Origin of the sequence: Gimesia fumaroli (genome assembly GCF_007754425.1) — a bacterium.
In the GTDB taxonomy this organism is placed as follows: Bacteria; Planctomycetota; Planctomycetia; order Planctomycetales; family Planctomycetaceae; genus Gimesia; species Gimesia fumaroli.
The window spans coordinates 1046899-1071613 of the sequence record NZ_CP037452.1; the positions used below are offsets into that span (position 1 = coordinate 1046899).

Below are 24715 nucleotides of genomic sequence, written 5' to 3' on the forward strand. Positions count from 1 at the left end.
AAAAATTGGAGGGAAAGCTTGGTGCTGTTTTAGATACTATGCACCGTTACAAACTGATATCAAACCTGGCACATTGCGAGTGCATCCCGAAATGAGACTGGTATCAATTTAACGTGGGGCGGCTTCAGACACTGATGCGACTGCTTGGGCGAGAATATTCCGATACAGGCCGAAGGCCCGGGTTTCGGGGAGTTCGACGTCCTCCAGCATCAGTATTTCACCGGGGGCAATGTGCCTGCGTATGCGGGCTCCCTGCAACAGACCGATGGGAATATGGTTCGGATATTCGGTGATGGGAACGGCCGAGCCGCGGACCTCGAAACTACCGATGCCGCGTTCAATCACTGTGCCGGGCTGTAAGGGACACTTGCTGATGGCGGCGACGCCGACCGTCGGCTGCGAGGAGTTATTCAATAAGGGATCATCGCCGGTCATGACGCCGCGAATGGTTTTCATGATTTCAAGATGACACAGATGATAATTGCGGACCAGGGTATAATAAGGGCCCGCTCCCAGTTTCAGATATTCGAGATACGACTGTTGTTCGGGATCGTGTTGTGCCGTGATGAAAACGCCGGCGGGCAGTTTGACGCCATCAGCCAGAACATAATCACTGACGGGATGACCGAGTTGTTTTGCGGCCTCGGCTAACTGGTCGCCGCCTGCAGAGATCTCTTTGCAACGGGGGCCCAACAGTCCTGGCTGGGCGATTTTTGTCTGCAGGCCGTTCGCGATCAAAGCCTGTTCGATCTGCAGTTTCGTCCCATCGGTAAAGGAAACAACCTGCGACAAACTGATCCCTTGACGGCGGGCCCACTCTTCCATCGAATCGCGGGGGGGATTGTGATCCAGAAAGCCTTTGATATTGCCATACACGAGTGGCCGGAAACCCATGCTGCAAACTTCGTGATGCAACGCGGCCAGTGAGCCGGGCTGATCGCCTTCGGCTTCCGTGAGAAAACCCCGATTCACCAAAGCCGAACCTGTGGTGACATGGAATTCGGAATTCATGGTTACGACGGGCATTCCGGCTTGCATTGCCTGCTCGATCACATGTGTGGCATGCACCGGGTCGCCGCTGCACTCCAGCACGATTTCGGCAGCGTTAATTGCTTCCTCGATGGAATTTGTCAGCAATTCACGATCGGGAAAATCGTTACAACTCTCAATATCGCGCCGTGTGAGGACTCGTCCGACTTCCAGATCTGGTTGATTTCGGAGCGCATAGACCATGCCTCGCGCCAAAAAGCCAGATCCCACGATGGAGACCCGCGTTGGATCGATAGAATTCTTCATTGGTTTACTTAAGCGTTTGTGACAAGACTCTCTAACAGGTCAGCGGCGGTAGGAATAGTGCTGCTGTTTTTGAGTCGTGATGCAATCTCCTGGCAATTAGAACTGATCGTATCAGCCCCCTGAAGCACTCGCAACGATTGTTTTAGAGATTCCTCCCGCAAGGAAAAGGGGGAAATCATACGGCCGACGTTCAGTCTTTCTAAACGCAATGCCGTGTCTCGATTTATGTGCATGGGAGGAATTGCGATTTGCGGCGTTCCCGCTGCCAGACAGAGTGCGGCGGTCCCGATGCCTGCGTGATGCACGACAGCTTTGGCCCGGTTTAACAGAGGAGTGAAAGGGATGAATTGAAAATGCCGGATTGCCTCTGGTAACTGTTTCGGAAGCAGACTGCGGTTTGATGTGAGCAGGATGGCTCGCAGCCCCAGGTCTTCACAAACCGGAACCACAATCTGGAACAGTTTTTCCGGAATGTTTCCAAATCCGCCGGGCGAAAATACAACTGGGGGCTCACCGGCATCCAGAAATTCGGCCACTTCTTCCGGAAACTGCTGGTCGGGGTTTTGATCCCAGAGGGGAAAACCAATCAGTTTGGTCTGCTTCGGCCAGTCAGGCTGGATCGGTCCCCACCAGTCGGGAAAGAGGCCGACTGTCAGGTCTGGTGAATGAATACCTGCGTTCCAGAAATGCTGAATCTCAGGCAGACTTAATTCGCGGCGAAATGTATTGACGGGTGAAAAGGCAGGGTCGATCAACAGTTTATCGAGCAGCCGGTATTGCATCCGCTTGAGCCAGGGCGGATTCGATTGAAAGACCAGTGAGCGCCGCGGCAGGGCGGCGGAGTCAAAGGCGGTGCGAAATTTGTCTGGTTCCAGATGGAAGGTCGCGGCAGGAATGTCGAGCTTTTCCCGGGCTACCAGAGCCGCCTGTGCGCCCCAACTGCCGGCGAGAACCGTCTCGCCTTTGACAGCATGTTCTTCAATCAATGCGTAGGTTTGCTTGAGATAATTCAACGAACCCAACTTCAACCAGAGTGCCCAGCCTTTGCGGGGATGGGTGATGGAGGGATGGTTCATCATCTGCTGATGTTCTTCGGCGGTCCCGATTGGCAGAAGTTCCGCGCCGACTTGCTCAACGTGTTTTGTATAAAAGGGATTGGCGATGACTTGCACTGCATGCCCCCGCGTGCGCATTTCTCGCGCAATTCCCAGCAGAGGAAACACATCGCCGATACTCCCCACGGCAATCATCATGAGCCGCATTCGCTATCTCTCCGAAAAAGCACCTGGATCAAACCTGAGTTCAGTTTGGATCAGATTGTAGTAGTCTGCATAGGGAGATACGACTCTGAAAATAAAATTCACCGGCTGAAATGAAGAAATCGGGCGGTGAACTTATTCTTTCTCAAGGACCCGTCTGGAGAGGTCGGAATTGATCACCGCGCCCCAGGTGGTGCCGATGCGTAATTCGTCGAATAGAAAGTCACCCCTGCGGGCAACTTTGAGACGAACCAGATCAAATACATGTGCGCTCTGGAACGGGGTGGTGTTCGCGGTCCAGACGGGAGGTTCCTGATCAGGAATGGGTTCTGCTTCTGAAAAGGCCCGCATAAAAACCTGATCAGAGGCTTTTTCACTGGCGACAATTTTGGCAACAAAGAAGTACGTTTCTCCGGTTTGCAGCGGAGGGGCACTTTCAATGATTTGCATATCAGCCTGCAGGGTGGCATATCCTTCAGAACTCATGCCAAACAGAATATTTCGCGGATGTTCAAGCACCATTGATGGCTGTAAAGAGAGATTGCCAAACTGCTCGCTGCCCGCATCCGGACCATTGTTGATTTTTTGCAGATAGAAGCTGAGGTAATAGATGGCGTTTGTATCCATGCGAATGGGCTGTTGGAGTGTTCGCCAGGCGGTTTTTCCATTCCGGAGTTCGATCAGGCCCAGCTGGTTTTCCGCGAGGTCTGTTCTGGCGAGGGACTTGCGGGGGTGGCTGTCACCTTGCGCTAATTCACCACTGTTGATCTTCTTACGCCAGGGATTTTCCCAGCCAGTGCCGGTGTTTTGCCATTTCGAAAAACTTTCCGGATCACTGATCGCAGAGGGATGAAAACTGTCGTAAGCTCGTAACTCCTGTTGCAGTGCCTGTAAATCTTTCGGCGCTCCGGGAACTTCTCTGTTAAAGATTTCCGGTTGCAGTTGAATGTCATCGACACTGTTATCATTGAGGTGTCTGGCTTGTCCTGCTTTGACAATGAGCGATTCGGCAAACTGTTCGTTCTTCTGATTGGGGTCGACTCTGACTGCGCCTTCGAACACATGCAGGTCCACCTCACCATCCTTTTCAATTCGGGCACCATATTCAGTTCCTATATCATGAAAGGTCAGCAGAGGGGTGACCAAAGCAAATTCGGGGGACGCTTCGTATCCGTGCAGTACCATCTTTCCATAATCCAGCTTCGCACAGCAGGCTGTTTCCAGCTTGATTTTCGTCGGTCCTTCGATCACCAGACGGACTCCCGAATCGAACCGAAATTCGGCAACCCCCTGTTCCAGCACCAGATCGTCTGTTAACAGCCTCTGCCCGGAGAATTCCGGAGGCGACGTGCTCCCCCAGACACAATCTGTGGAACGGGTGAGCGTCGCGACATAAGGTCTCTGCGTTACATTCGACTTTGTGACCGAATCTGCAGCCTGCTTCCCGAAGAAACCGCCTGATGTCATCCAGTCCAACGCCAGAAACATCATGATCGAGGCAGCGGCAACGAGGAAATAATTAAGGAACGGCGTCCGTCCCTTCGAAGGAACCTCTTTGGTGACGAGAGGCTCCGGGGAAAATTGCGGCTTTTCCGGTTCTGTTTCCCCAATGGCATCGTATTCCAGCATCTGCAGATGCTCTGACATATCTGTCTGGATTCCCGAATTGATATCGAGGTACTCAAAATAGTGCTCCAAGGCCTGGGGATCGGAGAGAAGAAAATTTTGAAACGTTTCAAATTCCGATGTAGAGAATACTTCCTCCTCGCCGTTTAACAGCTGGTTCAGTAACAGTTCAAAATCGGGGGGGAGATCCTGTATTGACATCATACCTGCCGCTCACTTTGGAGCCTTCTCGATACACAATCCGCCAATTCACGCCTGAGAATGGAAAGGCGGTTATAAAGAGTTTGAATCGACTTTTGTGCTGTCTTTGCGATTTCCTTTATCTTCTGGTTTTTCAAAGTGGCATTCTGCAACAGCTGTTGATCCGCACTGTCCAGGTCGTTTAAACATTCACGGAGTAACTCAATTCGGACATTGTAATTACTTAAATGCTGTTCCCGTTTTTGTGATATCGTTTCAATGAGTTCCTGATTGAAACAATGCCGATCGTGCTTGATGCTTCTGCGGTGATTACAAACAGTGTAAAAAGCGATTCCACAAGCCCAGAAAAAAAAGTCTCGTTCCTGATCGAACTCATCAAACTTATTCCAGAGAGTCAAACAGACACGCTGATACACATCTTCTGCGTCAGAGCTGTGAGGCACTAACGCCTGGATATAACCAAATATCCGTAAGCGCTCTTTACTTAACAAAGAGGTAAAGTGACTTCTTGCACTTTGATCGAGTGATGGTATTGAATTCGACATAAAAGTCGGAAACTCTGTTCGGTATCAGGTATAGAACATGCACCCCGTTTCATGAGAATGAAACTTAGATCATCAAAATGAAAGAGCGCAAAATTGATTTTAAAACTAGGGATTTCACTGATTTTTCTTTGTCATACAATACATTCGACTAGTTGTTTTGCAAGAAAAAAATGCGTCTTCACCAGACAATTGCCCGTAAAGCAGTGATATTTATCATATAAAACTGCGGAAAATGCGTGAATTCAGCGAACTGACTGCGAAAACCTCAAATCAATCCGAGAAGGCGGGGCTCGAATCAGACGAATTCTCGTTTCCTGTTTATGAAATGATTTTAACCTGTGTTGGACTCAGGAACCTGGCTGATCTGAGTCGATCCAGTGGATATGTAAGTCGGGCAGACTCTTTTTTAACTGCAGACAACAGGTGGGCGGGAGTCCTGAATCATTGAGAGCCAGATATCGCAATTGCGTCAGCTGCCCCAGCAGATTGGCACTCGCTTGATCAAGCGGGATCGCGGAGAGCTGCAGTTGCCGAAGTTGAGGCAGTTCTGAAAGGACTTGAATTCCTTTTGAAGTCAATCGCCGCGGGTGAGACGCTGGTGCCGTTAGAGTCAGGCTCAGTTGAGTCAGTCGTTTCAAGCCAGACAGGTGGTTCACATTTTCATCCGTCAGTGTGCTCATCTCCAGCGACAAACCCTCCAGATTAGTGAGCTGGCCGATCATTTCCAGAACATCGCCGGTTACAGAAGGTATCTCGGACAGTTCTAGATATTTGAGTTGTGTCAGTGAGGAGATTACCTCTAAACTTTTTTTAACAGGAATTCGAGTCAAATTCAGACTGGTTAAATTCTGTAAGTGCGACAGTGCCTCTAAACCTTCATCTAAGGGGATCTGTGTCAGAACCAGTCTGGTCAGATTCTGTAGATGCTTCAGTTCTCGAAAACCGTGATTGGTCATCTGAACTTCTCTTAATCGGAGATACTGTAGTCCGTGCAGTTCTCCCATTGCTGCCATCGCGTCATTATTCAGATCTGTAAATTCAACCCAAAATTCTGAAAGCCTGGGAAAAGACGTGAGGTGACGATAGGACTGGTTGGAAAACATCGTATTTCGAAGATGGAAATTCTGTAATCGGGGAAGTCCCGAAAGTCGTTCCATTCCCCGTTCGGAAAGCTGTGTATCTTGAAATGACAAATTCGTGACCTGATCCAGTTCACGGATCGCTTCACAGAAATCGTCTGTCTGATCCGCCTCGAAGATAAATACGTTAAAATTCAAGGCACCATGTTTCACCCCGGCACACATCCGGATCTGTTCACTGCGCAATCGCTCCAATGCCTGTCGTTGATTGGGTGGCAGCAACAGGTCTTCGAACGCAATGCCGCCGTCCAGCAAGATCCCCTGGTTGGCCGTGAGTGCTTTCAGACGCTGTTGATATTCCAGATCATCATTGTCATCACCTGAGACAAAAACCTGTCCTGAATTCAAGGCACGTAGAGTGTTCACAATGCTGCGGATCAGTTCAAAATCGGTTTGTACTTTTGATTGCAGGAAGACTCTGGAAACAGAGACCATGCCCTTGAACACTTCCCGTTGATCTTCGAACGGAATAGCAATCTCCCGAGCAGGTCCCAGTAATGCTTCGCGTTCGTCAATTTCCTGTTCGAGTCGTTTCTGAATAATGAGCGGCTTCCCTTTGGCAGCGCATTGGTCAGCGAACTCCTGGACCGTTTTTCGTCGACGTGCATGGTAATTCTCTGCCGTCACCTGAGTGCCGGGGAATTGTTTTGTCAACTCCGCAATGATCGCGTCATGATCTAATAGATGACGCCGGCCTGGCGTTTCCAGTCGAATCGTAATCATCGGCTTCTCAGAAAGGGGGATGTTTTTGTCAAAAGTATCTGCCCAGCTCCGTCGCAACGAGCCATTATACCAGATACGATCTCGCCAGAGAATGAAATTCCCGAGAACCATTTCACTCCGTTCTGTGAAATCCCACAAAACCCAATTCCCTGTTCTTTTCCCGGTTGTCGCTGTTTCTAAAGCGGATACCATGCTAAAACAGACACCGGTATTTCAGGGATTTTCAGAAAATGAATCAGACAGATAAAGCAACAAATCAGACGCATTCGCTGCCCAACGGTGAGACCATGTACGCAGCGCTGGTCCAGCGGGACAGCCGCTTTGAAGGCGTCTTCGTGGCGGCGATTCGGACGACGGGGATTTTCTGTCGGCCCTCCTGTTCGGCGCGCAAGCCGAAGCCGGAGAATGTGGAATATTTTCCCGATGCGAAAACCGCGCTCGCCAATGGTTACCGGGAATGCAAAATCTGTCGGCCGCTGGTGGCGCTGGGATCGACGCCCGACTGGCTGCAGCCGTTGATTGAAGAGGTTGAGCAAGACACCACCATTCGGCTGCAGGCCGAAGATTTGCGGGAACGGGGTCTCGATCCGGTACGCGTGCGTCGCTGGTTTCAGAAACTGCACGGCATGAGCTTTGCCGCCTATTTGCGCATGCGGCGCATTAATCAGGCCTTCAGTCAGATTCAACACAAAACGCCGGTCACCGACGCTGCTTTTCAGAGCGGCTACGAATCGCTTAGCGGGTTCGGCGAAGGCTTCAAGAAAACGATGGGTACGGCACCCGCCAAAAGTAAAGGTCAGCAGGTGATCGCCGTCAGCCGGATCTTGACCCCCCTCGGTCCGATGCTGGCGGGCGCGACGGAACAGGGAATCTGCCTGCTCGAATTCACCGATCGACGGATGCTGGAAACACAACTCGACCGATTACAAAAACGGCTCAACGCCAAAGCACTGCCCGGCGACAGTCCCTTCTTCAATCGACTGGAGGGACAACTCCGTGACTACTTTACCGGTAAGCGAACGGAATTCGATCTCCCACTGATCACACCGGGCACCGAGTTTCAGCAGAAAGTCTGGGCGGCACTGCAAACCATTCCCTGTGGCGAAACCCGCTCGTATTCCGAACAGGCGGAAATCATCGGCCAGCCAACAGCAGTCCGCGCCGTCGCCCGCGCCAACGGGGATAACCGGATCGCGATTTTGATTCCCTGCCACCGCGTCATCGGCGCCGACGGCAGCCTGACCGGTTACGGCGGCGGTTTATGGCGCAAGAAACGACTGTTAGAAATTGAACATGCCGACGTAGTAAAGCCAAAGTAAGCGGGGCATTCGAGCCGACGTTCGTTTTTTCAAAGCTGTAGGGGGAGACCCGTGTGTCTCCCCGCGGGGTTCGCGAGTTTTTGATTGCTCGTTTGAACTGTTAACCTGGTGCCCTTGATTGATTCAATCTGGATCGCACCTCTCGCGGCGGGCGGACACATGGATCCGCCCCTATCGAATCTGCGAAGCGAGCTTAGACAAGGTTCACTGCTCACGTTACTCACTCGGCTTGCCGTCACCCCAGTGCTTCTGATTGAACTCTTCCGATCGGCCGCGGGGGATCGTCAGCGTGTTCCAGTGGTCGCCGGCCTGGATGCGGGCGACTTGCACGATCTGTCCCACGTGATAACAGGTATGGCCCAGTGAGCGCTGGATTGCCAGCGGCACCGTGTGTGCTTCGCCGCGGATATAAACGGTTTTTTCCAGATCGTCCGGCGTCAGACTTTTAAGCGAATCCAGCAGAACCGACCAGCCCCGCTCCCAGTACGCCAGCAACTCTGCGCGTTCGGGAAACGTATCGATAAATTCATCGTCCCGCTGGCGGTCCGGCTTCTCGCCGTCGGTCGTCAGGAAATCGGTCCAGCGCGAAATCAGATTCCCGGCGACGTGCTTCATAATCACGGCAATGGAGTTGGTATTCTCATCCAGCGCGACGCGCAGCCCGTCATCTGCAACCTGCTCGATGGCACGCTCCGCCATTTTTTGATTGGTTTCGAACGTGTTGATGGTGGCTGATAGAAAAGAGGCCGTCGAGTCCATCGTATCTCCTGTGGTTTTGTTGCATGGCTTGTTTTGATTTATCTTACTGACTGGAAGGAATGGTTGCCACCATCCAGAAATGCTTCACGCGGAATGCAGGTTTTGCTGATGAATGTCTGTTTTTGTTATACCCCTTTCCCGTATAATCAATTCATGCAGAGCAGATCTCGAACTATTGTAGCGTTGTTTGCAGTGGCCGCGTTGGTTGGCGGCGTCTGTTTCCTGACAATGCGCGATAACCAGGTGGAACAAGTCGTTCCACAAGCAGCACCTCTGCCCACGCCCACGTCGCAGGCTACATTGATCAAACTCAAGCAGCTGGGGGCGCGCTGGAAACGGAACCAACACGGGCAGGTCAACTGGTTGGATCTCAAACATTTACCCATTGCCGATGATGACCTGGTGATCCTGCAGGAATTACCGGAAGTTCGATTCGTGCATCTGCGCGCCATCCAGCGGGCGAAAGGGAACCACTTCACGAATGCCGGACTGCGTCATCTGTTATGCCTGAAAAAACTAGAAGCGCTCGACCTGAGTGCGAACCATCATCTGACAAGTGAATGCTTTGAAACGCTGAAGCAGTTGAAGGGGCTGAAGAGTCTCAATCTGGAATACACATCATTCGCTGAAGCCGATTTACCGGAACTATGCCAGCTTAAGAGTCTGGAGATTCTTCACGTCCCTCAACTTCCATTAAATGGAACGACGATTGGCTACTTCGAGCAAATGCCGCTACGGGAATTGTGGGGCATTTCCAATCGTAATTCCGATTACACATTTCAGTTTCTTCCCAGACTGACGCATCTGGAAAAACTGCTCTTCCAGGCGGACGTGTATGTCAAAGATACCGATCTGGTCTACCTGCGGCACCTCAAGAAAATAAAGACGTTAAAGGTCGTTTTAACAAAAGGTTTTCGTGATACGTCGCAGTTAAAGCAACTGCAGGATTTACGGGAACTGGAATATCTGTCTCTCGGACAGAAAGAGGTATTCGTCGATTCGTTCGACAATTCCGGTCTGCTGGCGCTGGCTAAGCTACCGGCTCTGAAAAAAATCGAAGCCGCGCGTGTTGATGATCGTTATCTGGAAGCCATCAGTCACTGCGCTCAGCTCACCGAACTTGATTTGACGGGATATGGGAATCAAATCACACCGGAAGGGCTTACATGTCTGAAAAACATGCGCAGTTTGAAAAGCATCGACCTGGAACGCCCTTTGGCACGCCACAAAACATTCGAAGCGCTGGGGCAGGTACCCTCGCTGGAACGCATTGCATTGAGCGGGTGGGTCTGGAGATACAGGGGGAAATCGCCGCCCCCTGTTGGCAACGCTCCTCTGTTTGAAATGAGCAGCCTGAAACATTTACAGCAAATGCCCCATTTGAAGGAGCTCAAGCTCGATTATCTGGATCTCACTGACGAAGCGCTCAAGCATATTGGTGAATGTAAAACGTTAGAAGGTCTTTCGCTGATCAATTCCAATATCACCAATGCGGGGCTATTGCAGTTGCGAGATCTAGCCCATCTGAAAAACCTGGATCTGACAGGCAGCAAAATTGACCTCGAAGCCGCTTATCAACTGCATCAATTCATTCCCGACTGCGTCATCGAAGATATCTGGTTTGCCGGGGGAGGAAAGATGCCCCCCTTTCTGACAGATCTGCAGGAGTGGAAAACGTTCCGGAGAAAACTTCACTATGAACTGGACTGAAAACGTTTTCAGGAACGAGTTATCAAAATTTATGAGGATTTACGAATGTCAAAAATGAATCCATGGATGTTGTTAGTGACTGCAGTCTTCTTCTCAATCGCAATCTATTTTAGCGACGGGGGCGGAGGACTATTCGCTGTTGGCTTGCTTGTCTTGTTCAATCTGGTCACCCTTTTTCTGTTACAGCAACAGAAAGAAAACGCGGAACTCCGATCACGGCTGGATGCGCTGGAAGGCAAAGCAACCGTGGAGACCATGCCCGAAAATCGGGCAGTCAATCCGGTTTGAAGGAGGCGAAGATAACGGCCTTTAGATCTCCGCGGTCACACCCCGGTACGTAATTTTAATCCCCTTGGCGGCGAATTTTTCGGACAGGTGCGGGATGTCGTTGTTGTGCACGAGCACAATCACCGCGTCGCCTTCCAGCAGTTTGGTATCGGGGGAGAGATCCTGTTCAACTTCGCCGTCGGCCCGGCGGATGGCGACCACCAGAAAGCCGCGGTCGCTGCGGACTTCGATTTTATCCAGCGTTTTGTTCGCGAATGTCGAGTCCTTCGTCACCTGTAATTCTTCGAACTGCAGGCCGAAATGCCCCAGTTCGTCTTTGATCGCGCCCTCACTGGTGAGCTGTTCCAGCATGTTTTCCGTTGTGGGCCGCATGATGAGCTGTGCGACTTTAGAGGCACCGATGGCGGTTGGCAGCACAACCCGATTGGCACCGCAGCCGATCAGCTTTTTCTCGGTCTTGGGGTTTTCGCCGCGGGCAATGATCATGACATCGGGGTTCATCTCACGGGCGGTGATGGTGACGAACACGTTCGTTGCGTCGGCCGAGAGCACTGTTGCCAGTACCGCCGCCCGACGGATGCCCGCCTGTTCCAGGATATATTCTTCGGAGGCGTCGCCGTTAATTACCCAGTAGCCTTGATCCTCGGCTGCCTTCAGGCGACGTTCATCGCAGTCAATGACTACAAACGGTTTCTTCGCGGCGAACAGATTTTTTGCCAGGATCGAACCCATGCGGCCGACGCCGCAGATAATGGTATGGCCTTGCAGACGTTCAATTTCTTTTGTCATTCTTCTCGCTCCCAGTGCCCGGTTAAGTTCGCCGTCAATCACCATCTGCATAAAGCCTCCGATGGTATAGATCACCGCGCCATAGCCGGCGATGATCACCATGATCGTGAGTGCCCGCAGCCCAGACGATTCGATGGGCTGTACTTCGCCGTAACCGACGCCAAAAATGGTGATGATCACCATGTAGATCGAATCTTCCAGTTTCCAGCCGGCAGAGACGTAGCCGATGACTGCGACCAGACAGATGAAAAAAAACAGCGCAATTCCAGTGATGATCTTACGGAATGGCCTGGAATGCACCTGACTGTTTCGCTGACTCGCATCTGAAGAGAATAAAGATTCAGAATCGGTCATAGTCGCTTTCTCTGTCGCCGGGCTGAGGTGATCCGTTTTTTAACGCGTCACACAGGAACAGAGCCGACCCAGAATTGGGATTCCTGGTCGGCTCTGGTTCACAGACTCAATTGTTAACTCGTCACTGTTACTTGATGAACAGCATTTCCTGGTAGGTGGGTAGTGGCCAGAGATCGTCGGCTACAATTCCTTCCAGTTCATCGGCTACCGCACGCACCTTATTCATCAGAGGCAGGATTGTGTGGCAGTAGTAATTGGCTTCTGCGAGCAGATCTTCCGATCCGTTTTCTTCAGCAGCCGCTTCCAGTTCGGCGATACCGTCCTGCATGGATTTGACCAGTTCGGTGATATTGTCCAACGTGTTGGTATCAAAATCATACCCCAGCATTTTCAGGTTGGCACAATTGGTCACCAGTTCGCTTTGATAACGAATGGCTGCAGGGAAGATCAAAGTCTTTGCCATTTTAATCGTCAGGTTCAATTCGACCTTGATCGACATGCAGTACTGTTCCAGGTAGGTTTCCAGTCGGCTTTCCAGTTCGCGTTCCGACAGGACTTCGTATTTGGTAAACAGTTCTTTGACTTCTTCAGTCTGAAGAATCGGCAAAGCATCGGCGGTAGTCTTCAGATTCAACAGACCCCGTTTTTCTGCTTCGGCATGCCATTCATCACTGTATCCATCGCCATTGAAGATGATGGAACCATGCTCATTCATGATCTCCGTCAGCAGTTTCTGCAATTCGCCGTGCAGTTTGTCAGGATCACCACCAGTGGCTTCTTCCAGCTTGGTTGCACAGTATTCCAGTGAATCAGCAACGATGGTATTCATCGCGACCAATGGACCGGCGATTGACTGGTTGGAACCAACGGCACGGAATTCAAATCGGTTGCCGGTGAAGGCGAACGGACTGGTTCGGTTTCGGTCGCCGGCATCTTTCGGCAGTGGTGGCAGAACATCGGCACCCACGGTCAACGTTCCCTTGGGGATCGATGAGTTAGCACCACCTGCTTTGATCTGTTCGAAGACGTCGGTTAACTGATCGCCCAGGAAGATTGAGATGATCGCCGGTGGAGCTTCGTTGGCACCCAGACGATGATCGTTTGAAGCAGATGCGACAACGGCTCGCAGCAGGCCCTGGAATTTATGGACGGCACGAATGACGGCACCACAGAACAACAGGAACTGGGCGTTTTCGTGTGGTGTGTCACCGGGATCAAGCAGGTTACCCTGTGAGGCACTGCCCATGGACCAGTTAACATGCTTTCCGGAACCGTTTACACCAGCGAACGGTTTTTCGTGTGTCAGGCAGACCATGCCGTGCTTTTCTGCAGTACGACGCAGTGTGGTCATCAGCAGTTGTTGATGGTCCGTCGCGATGTTTGCTGATTCAAACATTGGTGCAATTTCGTATTGCCCGGGTGCCACTTCGTTGTGACGGGTTTTGACGGGAATTCCGAGTTTAAACAGTTCGCGTTCGGCTTCAAACATGAAGGCCAGCACACGGTCGGGAATCGCACCAAAATAGTGGTCATCAAATTCCTGCCCTTTGGGAGGCTTCGCACCGAACAGTGTTCGTCCCGCATTGAGCAGGTCGGGGCGTGCAAAATAGAAATTACGGTCAACCAGGAAGTATTCCTGCTCAGGACCTGCGGTGGACGAAACCAGATCGCCAGAAGTGTGGCCGAACAGTTTTAAGATACGTTGTGCTTGAATATTCAACGCCTGCATGGAACGCAGTACGGGAGTCTTCTTGTCGAGGGCTTCGCCTGTCCAGGAGACAAAAGCCGTGGGAATGCAGAGTGTCGTTCCGTTGGAGTTTTCCAGGATGTAAGCCGGGCTGGTCACGTCCCAGATTGTGTAACCGCGGGCTTCAAATGTGACACGGATACCGCCGGTAGGGAAGCTCGAACCATCGGGTTCACCCTGGATCAACTGAGAACCGCTGAATTCCGCAATCGCACCGCCGTCACCATCTGGTGATAGGAAGCTGTCGTGTTTTTCAGCGGTCGAACCGGTTAAGGGATAGAAGACGTGTGCATAATGGGTGGCCCCTTTTTCGATGGCCCAGTCTTTCATGGCGGATGCGACAACGTCTGCGGTAGAGCAGTCGAGTTTCTGGCCCTCTTCAATCGTGCTGACCAATTTCTTGTAGGTTTCCTTAGGCAACCGTTTTTTCATGGCGTTCTTGGAAAACACGTTAGCGTTGAAGAGTTGTCCCGTAGGAGTCTGCTGAAAATTCATTGGCGGGTGAGTCGGCTGGTAGTTGGTCACAGCCGAGATCGCAGCCGAGCGAGCAGAACTCAGGGTAGTTTTGCTTCCATTGCTGGCACCAGTAAAAGTTGCAGACGAATTGGAACTTGAAATTTCTGTGTTCACTTTTTTACCTTTTCATTGGGCGAAAATACTACTTAGGATTTGACGTATGCGGGAAACCAGGCAGCTGACGCAGAACGGCTTTCACATTGTTTTGTGAAAAATCGATTGCGTTTTTTACAATCAGCGAAAGTACCGGGCTTGGGTTACTGATCGTATGTGACATGCACTGGCACGAAATTGCTCAGAACTCCCGAAAAAACAACGCATTCGAATGATTTGAGCAGAATATGTGCCAAATTATTTGCGGATCTCTGTTTTACTCGGGTTCGCGTATCAGCACCAGCGACAGGGACCGCAATTTGAGGGAGTTCCCTTATGAAATCGCAGCCAACCCTACATTTTCTACTGGGAATTCTGCTGTTTTCAGACCCCTTACCTAATCAGAAGCGATCCTGTTTTTTTCAGCCATTTATGGGGTCTATTCCTGAGGTTACTTTATAAAGTCCCCCTGTTGCTCATTTGAAATGCATGACCTGCCTTCGTAAGCAGCAGAGTGCCTTTGGGGGCAGGCAGGTCTTTGCAGAAATTTCGAGTCGCGAAATGGGCGATTCCACATTGTCATTCGAACATTAAATCCGTGATGACCACGCGATGGTCAGTGTCGAAAGCGGGTTCGGAAACGACATTCAATGGTTGAAACGCATCATTGCTCCAGATCTGGTCGATTCGCAAAAAAGGAAATTCATTCGTGATCGTATTTCCCCAGCCCGCACCGGCGGTTGAAAAAGCATCCTGTAGCGACGCCGGCAGTTCCCGGAAGATTGGATCCCGGGGGTTGGCGTTGAAGTCGCCCCCCCACAATCAGCGGCAGACTGGCTGGAATCTCTGTTAAAGCCTGCGAGAGAGCCGCAAGCTCGGCACGTTGCTTGATGCGATGGTCACGAAAATCGCGCCAGCACGCGGGGTTCCACAAATCCAAACGGAACGGGGGCGGCGAGAGACGCAGTGAAACAACCACCAGTTTTTGGCCTGAGGGAAGGGTCAGCTTTCCGAGTGACCAGTTCACCGTGGTTGTGATCGGTTCGATTTCACCCCGGCAGAGGATGGAGGCATCTACGCCCGCCAACAGATGCGTTTCTCCACCGAATAATTCGTTAGCGACGGTTTTCAAATTCTCGATTGTGGGAGACTCTTGAATCAGAATCAGATCCGGGTTCTTTTGTTTCAGTGCAAGGATCGATTGCTGACGGCCGCTGCAGTTGATCGTAATCACACGCAGGGCGCGCTCTTGTTCTCGGGCCGCAACCCACTCGGAGTTTGATGAGCCCCACAGCCCGCGCCACAAACTCAACGGCGTATCTGCAAAACCGACCAGGAACACAAACCAGAGACCGATTGTCGTCAGAGCCACCCATCGGTTTTTCGTTTTGAACAGAATCAGCGACAGAAACAGACCACCGGTAAACCAGACCCAGGCAGGATACACGGTAATCGCCACACACGCATCAAACGGAAATGCAAAACTGAGGCTCAATCCGATGAGTAATACCAGGGATAAGCCAGCGATGAGGTATGCGATGATTTTTGTGAGTCGACCTGCCGAAGGTATGTGATCATCTTGATTCATTTCGCTGCCTGCTGCGCTGCTGGTTTTTAAAAAGTGTTGGCCAGGTCTCTGAATCTAAACTATGATACGCAGCACTGAATTGCCAGAGGAAGATCAGGAAGTTTCAGGATCGAACGGAGGAGACAGGGAAGTGAGACCGCAACAAAATCGAAAATCATCTGGATGGATCTGTCTGTTCTGCCTGCTGGCCTGCCCGCAATTGTCAGCCGAACCGTCTGAGCAGCAGAATGATAATGAAAACGTTCCAAAACGGACCGAGATTCATTTTGACGATCTGCAGAAGAAGTACCGGATCATCGGCCGACTCGGAAAACCGGTCGGGGAGTTCCATACCATTCATGGAACCTGGAAGCGTTTTGACTTCTCTACCAAGCAGCTCTATCTGTTGATCACACACATTGATCATCAGTGTTTGAGCGATCCACTACTACTTCCCGAAAAACAATTGGTTAAATGTGGTAGTGACATCTATACTTCAAAATTAGAAATCGATCCTCTTACTTCGTCATATTGGAAGCAACGCGATTTGCTTTGTTGTGAATACCGCGTATTTGAAAAAATTGGTTTTACTGGGCTGCCAAATGAATACTGGAAAGAGGTAGGCAAACAGACACGTTTAGAGCTTTACTATGCAAAAGAAAATCAGCAGTCACTGAATCACCCGTTTCAGTTATCCAGCACTCTCTTCTATGTACAATCAAAGTTCGTAAAAGTATCAGATCTTCCACAGGTGTCGGAGTCTCTTCATCAGAGTGATGAACTGCATAAAAAAGCTGACGATAAACGGAAACAGGCTTCCCAACAGAAGGAGCAAGCCCTCATCGATATAAGCTTCAGTGATCTTCGTGATCGTTATCAGATCATTGGCCGATTAGGTAAGCCGATCGGCGAGTACTCCAAAATCCGTGGGGTCTGGAAGAGAGAACGAGTCATTCGTGATAGAAGTCCCGTTCGCATCATGCGTTTTTATATTACCCACATTGATGGGCGCTCTCTCAAAGTTAGGCTCGATTTTGATCAGAGGGATGGGATTTTCACGAGATTCAGCCTGGAACCTTTTGCAGCTCCTGAACCACACCCTGAAGAGTTTGAGATCTGGGAACTGCGTGTTGTGGAATCGATGGGTTATGCTGGTCTGGCGAAAGGCTATAACAGCGAAATAGGGTACCCGGGGTGCCTGGAATTGAACAAGATTCCCGATTTTAAACTGATCAGTTTTCTGCGCTACCATCGCCATCCCTCAATTATCAGGGGGGAAGGTTTTAAAAGAGTGTTAAAACCTTAATATTAAGGTTTCTGGTATCTCGGGTGCGAGCAGCATTGAGCCAGACTGGCAGGATCGATGTGGCTGGTTATTTTGATAAGAGCTACGAATTTGCAGATCGTTTGTTCCTGGGTGTTTTTCAACATCGTGTGGCAGCTGACACCTTTTAACACCCCATCCTGGTTTAACCCTTACGTCTCACTTTCGCCGATCCGGGTTCTCCTGCGGGAAACTTGCCTCCACCGATTTTAACCAGCCGTGTAGGTCGTCCCACAGCTGTTGTGTCTGCGCGGGGTTCTGATTGGAGACATCGGTCGTTTCGGAAGGATCCTGTTTCAGGTCATACAGTTCATTACGGCCGTCTTCGTAGTAGTGGATCAGCTTCCAGTTGCCGACTCGGATGGCGCTGGCAGGTGTTGTTGTCGGATAGTAGTGCGGGTAATGGAAGTGCAGCCGGTCGCGTTGTAATTTCTTTTGGGAACCGGTCAGCAGTGGCTTCAATGAGACGCCGTCCCGTTGATTGTGTTCTTTGTCTGCTTCGAGTTGCAATAGATCAATCAACGTGGGATACAGGTCCGACGTTACCACCGGCTCGGCTGAGACACTTCCCGCCTCCGTCACGCCCGGCCAGCGGACCAGCAGGGGAATGCGGATGCCCCCTTCGTAGAGTGACCCCTTTCCCGAACGGAGCGGGTGATTGCTGGTGACGGTTTTTCCGTCGTACTTGTTGATGAAGCCCCCATTGTCGGACATCAGGATCACTGCCGTTTTGTCGGCGAGTTTCAGTTCATCCAGTGTGCGCAAAATTCGTCCCACGTTTTCGTCCAGGCTGGCCACCATTGCCGCGTACTCGGCGTTCTGCCAGGGGGAGCCCGGCTTGATTTTCGCTTGATACTCCTGCACCACCGCCGGCTTGCCTTCAATGGGGGTATGCACGGTGTGAAACGCCATGTTCAGAAAAAATGGTTTCTCTGTGGAAGACTTCAACAGGCGGATTGCTTCGTCGGTCAGCCGATCGGTCAGGTAGTCATCCTTCTCACTCCGCTCCAGCAGACCCGGCACATAGCGAAATTCGTTTCCATAATGCTTCGAACCGGAGAAGGGATAAAAGAAGGTTTGCGGTGCACCCCAGAGTGTGCCGCCGATGTTGACTTCGAAGCCGTGACTCTCAGGATAATAGCCGGCTTCCCCCAGATGCCATTTGCCGACATGCAGCGTCCGGTAATCCGCCCGGTGCAGGTGTTCGGCGATGGTGGTCTCGTCGTGCGAAAGGTTCGGCAGCGATTTGCCATCGATTAAAGGCCGTTTCGTTTTGCGCTGTGACTTGGCCTGTTCATGCCAGACCGTCATCTTGAGCCGGGCCGGGTTCTTGCCGGTCATCAGCGACGCCCGCGTCGGACTGCAGACCGGTGAAGCTGCGTAGGCCTGCGTGAACTTCATACTCTCGTTCGCCAGCCGATCGATGTGCGGCGTCTGATGCAGCGAATTCCCATAACAGGACAGATCATGCGCCCCCAGATCATCGACAATGATATACACGACATTCAGCGGCGCCGCGGTCACAACCTTTGGCACGGTCAGCAGAATCAAAACGAACCAGAACACTCTCCCGGCCAAGCGCAGCATCGGGGGCTCCTTAGTTGATATAGTATGATTGATATTGCGTGGTGTGGATTACGAATCTGTATTCTATAGCAAGCGTTCCCTGGGATCGAGTGTGTCACTCGTATTGCAAAAATCTGACTGCTCAGCCATCAGTGTGGGCGATCAGAAACCAGTTCGCAATCTCAGGTAAATCATAAGACCTTTCCTCTTACTGTCGTAGCAGGAGTGGCATACATTTTGCGTAATCATCTAGTAGAAATGTTATACTGGGGCGAATGCAGCAAATTACGAATCATCTACAAAATACAAAAAGGAGAACAGCATGCGAAATTTGACTCCCTGTTTATTGAGCTTAAGTCTGTTACTGGTCGCGTGTGAGAATCAGAGTCCCTCTGACTCTGCCCCCGTTGAAAAGAAGGTGACGGGTGACGATGTCAAAAAAGAAGTCGGCGAAGCCATTGATACCGCAAAAGATTTTACGGCACAAAAGAAGGATGAGTATGCAAAACAGATCAACAAAAAACTGGCGGATCTGAATGTGAAAATTGAAGAGATGCAAGCCAAAGGGGCCAAGCTGAAGGACGATGCCAAAGCGAAATGGGATGAGAAGATGAAAGATCTCGAAGCGAAGCGTGCTGAGTTGAATGAGAAGCTGGAGCAGGTCAAAGATTCTTCAGCCGATGCCTGGGCAGGCCTGAAAAAAGACATTGAGTCTGCCTGGGATAACCTGAAGAAATCCTTCGACGATGCAGAAGAGCAAATCAGCGAGTCCGTTTAATTTTAAAGGTTTAATTTTAAAGGTGTCAGGAACCATTAATTTAAGGTTCCTGACACCTTTTAGGTCCACCTTTTAGGTCCACCTTTTAGGTCTTTTAGGTCAAAATTACATTGACTGAAAGGGAGCGTGTGCCGAGAGACTCGCTGAAATTTGTGTCGTACAATATTCATTCCTGTCGCTCACCCCGCATGGCGCCTTCTCTGGAAGACGTTGTGAATGTGATTGAGAACACTGGGGCTGATGTGGTCGCTTTGCAGGAAGTCGATGTGAACTGCCCTCGCACCGACCGGGTCAATCAGGTGGAAGAGATCGGGCGGCGGCTGGGAATGACGCCGCATTTTTTCAGCCTGGTCGACTGGGCTCAGTTTGAGCATCCTCGTGAAAACGAGGGATTGTACGGCCTCGCTTTTCTCTCGCGAATGAATTTGCGCCTGCTCGATTTGAATCAAGTTCACTTGCCTGTTGTGAGCCCGTTAAGCGAACCACGGGGTGTGTTTCAAATGCAATTTGACTGGGAAGGAAAGCCGTTCTCGATTTTGAATACGCATCTCAGTGTGCAGCGTCGAGAAAATATCCTTCAGATCGAGGCATTACATGAGCTGATGCAACAGGTCTGTTCGGAGAGAGGCCCCTGTGTGCTCATGGGGGATTTCAATTCACCGGGACGCACTCGCGCAATGAAGCGATTACGGTCTGTGATGCAAGAATGCATTCCGAGGGGATCGCCGCGTTCCACTTTTCCCAGCCGTTTTCCCATGCTACAATTGGATCGTATTTTTACTGGCGGCGGTTTGGAATCTTATCCCAGTCAGGTTCTCATCTCGCCGAGTGCTCGTAAAGCCTCTGATCACTTGCCTATTCAAGTGGAATTGAAACTTTGATATGTCTCGTTCCAGCGCGGCCTCATCGGTGCTTTCTTCGTTTCTGGTTCCTGCCAGTCAGCATCGGTGTATTCCACTGAGTGAAGGGCTTGCTGCCTTTGATTGCCGAAAACGGCTCATCCGGCAAGCGCAGCACCGGATCTGGATCAGTACATTCCTGTGGCGAAATGACCGGGCTGGAAATTTCCTGATCGACGAACTGCAGCGCCGTTCCAGGGAAGGGGTCGAAGTTCGAATTCTGCTCGACCACTGGGTGACTCTGCAATCAGAAGACTCGATCCTGCCCCGTATGCGTCAACTCGCCGCATCCAGTGATATCGAGGTGCGGTTATTTAATCCGGTCGTACAGAAGATGGACCCTGCGGATGCAGAAATCATGTTGGCGGGGGCGAAGTTTGGAGAGACCCTGAACCGGCGAATGCACGGGAAAATCATGCTTTTCGATGACGGGTGTGTCATTCTGGGAGGCCGGAACCTGGGCGATGAGTATTTCGATCTGCATCGATTTCGGTGTTTCAGCGATGCGGAAATATTGATCAATGGGCCGGTTGTGAAAGAGACGCAAAACGCATTCACCCGTTTTTGGAATCACGATCTGAGTGTCGATCTGCTGGAATTTGCGGACAAGGAACCGCCAGCCACAGCCAAGCCGGAATCTAGTGCCTCGGCTGATTCTGCTGACCTCCCGGCACCGTTTGCAAACATCGCAGAGGAATGCTGTCCCGACTATTTAGAGCGCATCTATACTCCCCGCCAGATCGAATTCTTTTATGATCTGCCCGCCGTCGATTGCGAAACGCCAGACGAAACGGGGAATCGGCTGGAAGAGTTTCTCGCGTCGGCCCGCAAGAGCATTCATCTGACCTCACCCATTATCATCTTCCCGGATGCCTGGCTCGATCGATTGGCAAAACTGCGCGAGCAAAACGAATCGTTCCTGCTGTCAATTGTCAGCAACAGCCTGGTTTCCACGGATAACCTTTATACCTATGCAGCCGGACTCAAACAGCGAAAAACGCTGATCAATCAATTCCACGCCCATTTGCACGAAATCCGGGCGGTCCCGGGGGAGATCGCTGAAATGATTCCCAGCTACCCGCGCCTGTCTGAGGAGAATGACAAATCCGACGCGCAGCCAGAATCCGGGTTCGGCTCAAATCCCTTCGAGAGCGACGAACTCCATACGACACTGCACTGCAAGTATTTCGTGATTGATGGCACAATGACGCTGCTCGGCTCTCCCAATCTGGATCCCCGCTCGCTGTTCGTCAACACGGAACTGCTGCTCAGAATCGAAGATGAATCGCTGAGTCAGTATTATCTGGAGCACCACAATCGCTTTCGTTCGAATGCGAATAGCTGGGTCGTCGCCCGACTGCAAAAAGAAACTGTCTGGATACGACTCTCTCGGCTACTCGCTTCCCAGCAGACCCGGCAGGACACAGATTGGCCGTACCGCCCCGGATGCTGTTTTGTTCCCCGGAAAGAAACAGCCCAGGAAATTCCCGATCCCTTCGCCGCGGATTTCTATGAACGTTACGAACCTTGTGGCGTGTATCCAGGCATCAAAGATTCCGACGAAAAAGTAGAACTCTTCTTCACCGAAAACCTTTCACACATGTTCCGGGATTTGCTGTAGAGGATTGGAAACGGTGAGCGAAGTCTTCACTCATCAAAGTGCGATTTCTTTCGCAGCAGATGGTGATAATGCTGGGCGAAGCGGTGGGATTCGTCGCGGACGTATTGCAGGAGTCTTAAGCCGTAGGAGTGGCGGCTCAGGCGGCGGGGCTCGGGTTCGCCGGGGACGAAGACTTCTTCTTCCCGTTTGGCCAGTGAGATCGTAAACGGCGGGTCGACGCCCAGCTCTTGCATCGCCGTCATGGCGGCGTTGAGCTGGCCTTTGCCGCCGTCGATCAGCAGGATGTCGGGGAAGCTTTCCCCTTCCTGATGCAGGCGCCTGATCCGACGGCTGACGACTTCGCGGATCGAGGCGAAATCGTCGATGCCCTTGACCGTGCGGATTTTGAACCGCTTGTAGCCATGCTTGAAGGGGAGGCCGTCGATGAACTGCACCAGGCTGGCGACCGTCTCGCCCCCCTGCAGGTGCGCGATGTCGACCCCTTCGATGCGTCGCGGCAGTTCGGCGAGCCCGAAGACTTTCTTCAAGCCCTGCATCCCTTTTTTCGGATCGATATAAAACACTTCGGGCTGCGCGTGATCTTCGAGATTGCCGCGGAGATTCAGACTGTCGAGCAGCTGAATTTCATCCCGCAGCCGGGCCGCCTTCTCGTAGAGCTTGGCTTCCGAGGCCGCCTGCATCTCCTTTTTCATCTCGTTCAGCAGCCGATCCTTCTTGCCGTCTAGAAACAGCTTCAGCTTGTTGATGTCTTTGCGATAGTCCTCTTTGCTGATCCGCAAGTTACAGGGAGCCGTGCACTGGTTGATGCTGTGTAGCAGGCAGGGGCGGAACCAGCGCCACTTTTCGTCCCCCTCTTCGATGTCCAGTGAACAGTTGCGGAAGCGGAAAATTTTCTGCAGCACGGTGATGGTGCCGCGCAACTGTTTGGCGTTCGTGAAGGGGCCGTAGAGTTTGGTCCCCTTACTGTGCGGCTTGCGAGTGAACTCGACGCGGGGGAAATCTTCACGCGTTGTGATTTCGAGATAGGGAAAAGTCTTGTCGTCTTTGAGTTCGGAATTGAAGCGGGGTCGGATATCTTTAATTAGCCGGGCTTCGAGTAGCAGGGCGTCGACTTCGTTTTCCGTCTCCAGAAAATCGATGTCGGCGATTTCCGTGACGAGTTCGGCGGTGCGACGTTCGACGGCGGCGGCTTGCGTAAAATAACTGGACGCACGGCTTTTCAAGTTGACGGCTTTCCCGACGTAGATCACGCGGGCCTGCGCGTCTTTCATTAGATAGACGCCGGGTGTGGTGGGAAACGTGCGGACTTTTTCCTGTGGTGTCTGCGCAGTCTCTTCGGTCGACGGAGTCGTCGATTCGGATGCGGAAGAATCATCGTTGGGCAGAGGCCCCGTTTCAGACACGGAATCAGATTCCTGAAAAAACGCGATTTGAGTTTATTTCGCTGGGATATTGAATTATAGAGGGGACCGAGTGAAATCAGAAGATGTTATTTTCTTCAATCATCTGTTTGACGACTTCCCGTTTGTCATTGGTGGCCTCCATAATCTCCAGCTGACGCTTCGCGCCGGAATGATGGATCAGGTCGTAGATGCGGTTTAACTCGTCTGTACACTCCAGCCGTTCGGACATGGGAGCAACCAGATCCACCAGATGTTTCGTCGAGTCGATGACCGAATAGAGTTGATAGCTGTCGCTGTTGACCAGACTGGCGTCGATGCCGTAGCGGGTGGCCCGCCATTTATTCTGTTGCACCATCATTGGGTGATGCTGCAGTTGATACGCGCCTTCGTCGATTTCATCGGAGATGCATTTGACGAGACATTGCACGAACGCGGTCAACGAGAGCACCTGTTCCAGGTTGGCGGGCATATCGCAGACGCGAATCTCTACGGTGCCGAAATTATGATGCGGTCGAATGTCCCACCAGATCTCGCGAATGGTATTAATGAAGCCGGTGCTGATCAGGTGGTTGATGAGCCACGTGTATTCGCTCCAGTTTCGCATGGTGGGGGGCAACCCTGCGGTGGGCAGGCCTTCCATGATTTTCGAACGGTTCGAATGCAGGCCGGTGTTTCGACCTTCCCAGAAAGGGGAGTTCGAAGAGAGCGAGAGCAGCAGTGGCAGATAGCGCAGCATGCGGTCGCAGACCATGACGGCTTTATCGCCGGAATCGACGCCGACATGAATGTGCAGGCCGAACGTGACCAGACGGCGGGCGACGTCCTGCATCAGGTCGACGAGTTCGTAGTAGCGTTCGTTGACGGTGATTTGCTGATCGCGCCAGGAAGAGAAGGGGTGCGTCGCTGCCCAGAACAGTTTCAGGCCCAGCTTGTCGGTGACTTCGGTCACGGCTTCCAGTTTGGCGGTCAGATCGCGGCGGACATCACCGACGGTACGACAGACGTCCGTATTGATTTCCAGATAGCTCTGCATCAGCTCTGGTTTGACTGACTTCTGCATCTCTTCGGAGAGACCCGCCAATAGATCCGTGATCGAGTTCGAGAGCGCATAAGTTTCGGCGTCGACCAGCTGTAATTCCAGCTCTACGCCCAGAGTCGGGTAATCATTTCTTGCGAAAGAAATTGTTCCCATA

General features: G+C 51.6%; 21 protein-coding genes. 7 read left to right on the top strand and 14 right to left on the bottom strand.

Features of this window, described 5'->3' with window-relative positions:
- Nucleotides 1-108 precede the first annotated feature (108 nt).
- The 5 genes from Enr17x_RS04070 to Enr17x_RS04090 all read right to left on the bottom strand — a co-directional run bounded on the left by Enr17x_RS04070 (nucleotide 109) and on the right by Enr17x_RS04090 (nucleotide 6927).
- Nucleotides 109-1296, bottom strand: a complete 1188-nt coding sequence (locus Enr17x_RS04070) for an NAD(P)-dependent oxidoreductase (protein WP_145306134.1) — start codon at nucleotides 1294-1296, stop codon at nucleotides 109-111.
- A gap of 8 nt (nucleotides 1297-1304) precedes the next feature.
- On the bottom strand, nucleotides 1305-2558 hold the full coding sequence (locus Enr17x_RS04075) for a glycosyltransferase (protein WP_145306136.1): 1254 nt from the start codon (nucleotides 2556-2558) through the stop codon (nucleotides 1305-1307).
- Nucleotides 2559-2690: 132 nt separating this feature from the next.
- Nucleotides 2691-4385 carry a hypothetical protein gene (locus tag Enr17x_RS04080; RefSeq protein WP_232100944.1) on the bottom strand — a complete coding sequence of 565 codons (1695 nt, stop codon included), beginning with the start codon at nucleotides 4383-4385 and terminating at the stop codon, nucleotides 2691-2693.
- Nucleotides 4382-4927, bottom strand: coding sequence for a sigma-70 family RNA polymerase sigma factor (locus tag Enr17x_RS04085; protein ID WP_145306138.1), 546 nt, complete (start codon nucleotides 4925-4927; stop codon nucleotides 4382-4384). The genes Enr17x_RS04080 and Enr17x_RS04085 overlap by 4 nt, the downstream gene beginning before the upstream one ends.
- Nucleotides 4928-5274: 347 nt before the next feature.
- Nucleotides 5275-6927 carry a leucine-rich repeat domain-containing protein gene (locus Enr17x_RS04090; RefSeq protein ID WP_145306139.1) on the bottom strand — a complete coding sequence of 551 codons (1653 nt, stop codon included), beginning with the start codon at nucleotides 6925-6927 and terminating at the stop codon, nucleotides 5275-5277.
- A gap of 92 nt (nucleotides 6928-7019) precedes the next feature.
- Between Enr17x_RS04090 and Enr17x_RS30315 the strand changes: the two genes are divergently transcribed.
- Nucleotides 7020-8108: a bifunctional transcriptional activator/DNA repair enzyme AdaA gene (locus Enr17x_RS30315; RefSeq protein ID WP_145306141.1), complete on the top strand. Its 1089-nt coding sequence runs from the start codon at nucleotides 7020-7022 to the stop codon at nucleotides 8106-8108.
- 216 nt (nucleotides 8109-8324) lie between these two features.
- Here the strand turns inward: Enr17x_RS30315 and Enr17x_RS04100 are convergent, their stop codons facing one another.
- Complete coding sequence (locus Enr17x_RS04100; RefSeq protein WP_145306143.1) at nucleotides 8325-8867, bottom strand: DUF1572 family protein; 543 nt, start codon at nucleotides 8865-8867, stop codon at nucleotides 8325-8327.
- A gap of 153 nt (nucleotides 8868-9020) precedes the next feature.
- On the opposite strand from Enr17x_RS04100, the gene Enr17x_RS04105 reads away from it, so the two are divergent.
- On the top strand, nucleotides 9021-10577 hold the full coding sequence (locus tag Enr17x_RS04105; protein WP_145306145.1) for a leucine-rich repeat domain-containing protein: 1557 nt from the start codon (nucleotides 9021-9023) through the stop codon (nucleotides 10575-10577).
- 45 nt (nucleotides 10578-10622) lie between these two features.
- The gene (locus Enr17x_RS04110; RefSeq protein ID WP_145306148.1) at nucleotides 10623-10865 is read left to right on the top strand and encodes a hypothetical protein; all 243 of its coding nucleotides are present in this window, start codon (nucleotides 10623-10625) and stop codon (nucleotides 10863-10865) included.
- A gap of 21 nt (nucleotides 10866-10886) precedes the next feature.
- Here the strand turns inward: Enr17x_RS04110 and Enr17x_RS04115 are convergent, their stop codons facing one another.
- The 5 genes from Enr17x_RS04115 to Enr17x_RS04130 form a co-directional block, all read right to left on the bottom strand.
- Complete coding sequence (locus Enr17x_RS04115; RefSeq protein ID WP_145306150.1) at nucleotides 10887-12008, bottom strand: potassium channel family protein; 1122 nt, start codon at nucleotides 12006-12008, stop codon at nucleotides 10887-10889.
- 127 nt (nucleotides 12009-12135) lie between these two features.
- Nucleotides 12136-14250, bottom strand: coding sequence for a glutamine synthetase III family protein (locus Enr17x_RS04120; protein ID WP_390622562.1), 2115 nt, complete (start codon nucleotides 14248-14250; stop codon nucleotides 12136-12138).
- Nucleotides 14251-14943: 693 nt separating this feature from the next.
- The gene (locus Enr17x_RS30330) at nucleotides 14944-15186 is read right to left on the bottom strand and encodes an endonuclease/exonuclease/phosphatase family protein (RefSeq protein ID WP_390622518.1); all 243 of its coding nucleotides are present in this window, start codon (nucleotides 15184-15186) and stop codon (nucleotides 14944-14946) included.
- Complete coding sequence (locus Enr17x_RS04125) at nucleotides 15068-15952, bottom strand: hypothetical protein (RefSeq protein WP_145306154.1); 885 nt, start codon at nucleotides 15950-15952, stop codon at nucleotides 15068-15070. Before Enr17x_RS04125 ends, Enr17x_RS30330 begins: the two co-directional genes overlap by 119 nt.
- A 202-nt stretch (nucleotides 15953-16154) precedes the next feature.
- Entirely contained in the window at nucleotides 16155-16358 is a 204-nt protein-coding gene (locus Enr17x_RS04130) for a hypothetical protein (protein ID WP_145306156.1), read from the bottom strand.
- Nucleotides 16359-16364: 6 nt separating this feature from the next.
- Between Enr17x_RS04130 and Enr17x_RS04135 the strand changes: the two genes are divergently transcribed.
- Nucleotides 16365-17237 carry a hypothetical protein gene (locus tag Enr17x_RS04135; RefSeq protein WP_145306158.1) on the top strand — a complete coding sequence of 291 codons (873 nt, stop codon included), beginning with the start codon at nucleotides 16365-16367 and terminating at the stop codon, nucleotides 17235-17237.
- Between the two features lie 177 nt (nucleotides 17238-17414).
- On the opposite strand, the gene Enr17x_RS04140 is transcribed toward Enr17x_RS04135, so the two are convergent.
- Nucleotides 17415-18842, bottom strand: a complete 1428-nt coding sequence (locus Enr17x_RS04140; protein ID WP_145306160.1) for a sulfatase — start codon at nucleotides 18840-18842, stop codon at nucleotides 17415-17417.
- Nucleotides 18843-19143: 301 nt separating this feature from the next.
- Here Enr17x_RS04140 and Enr17x_RS04145 point away from each other — a divergent pair, with 301 nt between their 5' ends.
- The 3 genes from Enr17x_RS04145 (at nucleotide 19144) to Enr17x_RS04155 (ending at nucleotide 22119) form a co-directional block, all read left to right on the top strand.
- A complete protein-coding gene (locus Enr17x_RS04145) occupies nucleotides 19144-19599 on the top strand; it encodes a sll1863 family stress response protein (protein WP_145306162.1) in 456 nt (151 codons plus the stop codon).
- A gap of 128 nt (nucleotides 19600-19727) precedes the next feature.
- Nucleotides 19728-20480 carry an endonuclease/exonuclease/phosphatase family protein gene (locus tag Enr17x_RS04150; protein ID WP_145306164.1) on the top strand — a complete coding sequence of 251 codons (753 nt, stop codon included), beginning with the start codon at nucleotides 19728-19730 and terminating at the stop codon, nucleotides 20478-20480.
- 1 nt (nucleotide 20481) lies between these two features.
- Nucleotides 20482-22119 (top strand): phospholipase D-like domain-containing protein, encoded by a 1638-nt coding sequence (locus Enr17x_RS04155; protein WP_145306166.1) that lies wholly within the window; start codon nucleotides 20482-20484, stop codon nucleotides 22117-22119.
- A 26-nt stretch (nucleotides 22120-22145) separates the two neighbouring features.
- Here Enr17x_RS04155 and Enr17x_RS04160 read toward each other — a convergent pair whose 3' ends face one another.
- Both Enr17x_RS04160 and Enr17x_RS04165 read right to left on the bottom strand, forming a co-directional pair.
- Nucleotides 22146-23522 carry an excinuclease ABC subunit UvrC gene (locus Enr17x_RS04160; protein WP_145306168.1) on the bottom strand — a complete coding sequence of 459 codons (1377 nt, stop codon included), beginning with the start codon at nucleotides 23520-23522 and terminating at the stop codon, nucleotides 22146-22148.
- Nucleotides 23523-23598: 76 nt separating this feature from the next.
- A complete protein-coding gene (locus tag Enr17x_RS04165; protein WP_145306171.1) occupies nucleotides 23599-24714 on the bottom strand; it encodes a carboxylate-amine ligase in 1116 nt (371 codons plus the stop codon).
- Nucleotide 24715 lies beyond the last annotated feature (1 nt).

What these genes read in the sequence shown, in the direction of transcription:
- Enr17x_RS04110 (WP_145306148.1), top strand. Translation starts at nt 10,623, where the DNA reads ATGTCAAAAATGAATCCATGGATGTTGTTAGTGACTGCAGTCTTCTTC.
- Enr17x_RS04165 (WP_145306171.1), bottom strand. Translation starts at nt 24,714, where the DNA reads ATGGGAACAATTTCTTTCGCAAGAAATGATTACCCGACTCTGGGCGTA.
- Enr17x_RS04140 (WP_145306160.1), bottom strand. Translation starts at nt 18,842, where the DNA reads ATGCTGCGCTTGGCCGGGAGAGTGTTCTGGTTCGTTTTGATTCTGCTG.
- Enr17x_RS04085 (WP_145306138.1), bottom strand. Translation starts at nt 4,927, where the DNA reads ATGTCGAATTCAATACCATCACTCGATCAAAGTGCAAGAAGTCACTTT.
- Enr17x_RS04100 (WP_145306143.1), bottom strand. Translation starts at nt 8,867, where the DNA reads ATGGACTCGACGGCCTCTTTTCTATCAGCCACCATCAACACGTTCGAA.
- Enr17x_RS30315 (WP_145306141.1), top strand. Translation starts at nt 7,020, where the DNA reads ATGAATCAGACAGATAAAGCAACAAATCAGACGCATTCGCTGCCCAAC.
- Enr17x_RS04155 (WP_145306166.1), top strand. Translation starts at nt 20,482, where the DNA reads ATGTCTCGTTCCAGCGCGGCCTCATCGGTGCTTTCTTCGTTTCTGGTT.
- Enr17x_RS04115 (WP_145306150.1), bottom strand. Translation starts at nt 12,008, where the DNA reads ATGACCGATTCTGAATCTTTATTCTCTTCAGATGCGAGTCAGCGAAAC.
- Enr17x_RS04145 (WP_145306162.1), top strand. Translation starts at nt 19,144, where the DNA reads ATGCGAAATTTGACTCCCTGTTTATTGAGCTTAAGTCTGTTACTGGTC.
- Enr17x_RS04125 (WP_145306154.1), bottom strand. Translation starts at nt 15,952, where the DNA reads ATGAATCAAGATGATCACATACCTTCGGCAGGTCGACTCACAAAAATC.
- Enr17x_RS04130 (WP_145306156.1), bottom strand. Translation starts at nt 16,358, where the DNA reads ATGATCAATGTGTGTGATCAACAGATAGAGCTGCTTGGTAGAGAAGTC.
- Enr17x_RS04070 (WP_145306134.1), bottom strand. Translation starts at nt 1,296, where the DNA reads ATGAAGAATTCTATCGATCCAACGCGGGTCTCCATCGTGGGATCTGGC.
- Enr17x_RS04120 (WP_390622562.1), bottom strand. Translation starts at nt 14,250, where the DNA reads ATGAATTTTCAGCAGACTCCTACGGGACAACTCTTCAACGCTAACGTG.
- Enr17x_RS04105 (WP_145306145.1), top strand. Translation starts at nt 9,021, where the DNA reads ATGCAGAGCAGATCTCGAACTATTGTAGCGTTGTTTGCAGTGGCCGCG.
- Enr17x_RS04080 (WP_232100944.1), bottom strand. Translation starts at nt 4,385, where the DNA reads ATGATGTCAATACAGGATCTCCCCCCCGATTTTGAACTGTTACTGAAC.
- Enr17x_RS04075 (WP_145306136.1), bottom strand. Translation starts at nt 2,558, where the DNA reads ATGCGGCTCATGATGATTGCCGTGGGGAGTATCGGCGATGTGTTTCCT.